Origin of the sequence: Synechococcus sp. H55.2 (assembly GCF_047462495.1) — a bacterium.
Taxonomy (GTDB): domain Bacteria; phylum Cyanobacteriota; class Cyanobacteriia; order Thermostichales; family Thermostichaceae; genus Thermostichus.
Genome location: NZ_JANSJH010000214.1, coordinates 1 through 774 on the forward strand (window position 1 = coordinate 1; position 774 = coordinate 774).

Annotated in this window: 1 protein-coding gene; it reads right to left on the minus strand. The window is 59.6% G+C overall.

Annotated elements, in window-relative coordinates:
* On the minus strand, window positions 1-753 hold a 753-nt coding region (locus tag NW844_RS12990; RefSeq protein ID WP_414336252.1), incomplete at its 3' end, for an ABC transporter permease.
* Window positions 754-774: the final 21 nt, after the last annotated feature.

Below are 774 nucleotides of genomic sequence, written 5' to 3' on the forward strand. Positions count from 1 at the left end.
GGCAAAGCGCCAGAACAAATGGGATCCGACCAACAGCCCCGCCGCCAGCAGGGCGGATCCCACAAGCCACGGCCACTGGGCTCGTCCCAACAGGGTTTCTGCCGGCACCGTGGTCAAGAAAGCCACCGGCACAACGAAGGTAAAAAACAGCCGATAGGCCACCGGATAGGCCACCAGGGGGAAGCGCCCCGCCTCTACCAAGCCCCGCAGCACCTCGGTGACGTTGTAGATCTTGACAAACCAGATGCTGGTGGCCCCCAGCATAAACCAGAGGCTGTAGAGGATGACCAATCCCAGGAGCAGGGGCACCAGACCCAAAACATAGGCCCAGGCCGGCAGCCGCAACTGGATCCCGGCGTAGAGAATCAGCACCAGGCCAAAGCCGATATCCACCAGGCCCCAGGGAGAGAACACCCGGGTTGACAGCCAAAACTGGCTACTAATGGGCTTGAGCAAAACAAAATCCAGAGTGCCCTCCTGCACCTGCTGCACGATGCGGTTTAAGTTGACGTTAAAGAGGCTGGCCGACACCCCCTGCAAGATGGTGAACATGCCCAAGACGATGAGCGCCTCCGGCCAGCTCCAACCCCCCAGGCGGTGCCCCTGCTGATAGAACAGTGAAAGCCCAAACAGAGCTGACCCCAGGCCACCCACGCTGCTGAGGCTGGCAAAGAAGAAATTGGCGCGGTACTCCATTTCTGCCGCTACAGAAGTGCTCCAAAACAGCCACAGCACCCGCAAGTAGCACAGCATTCGTTCTCTCTCCAATCTCAG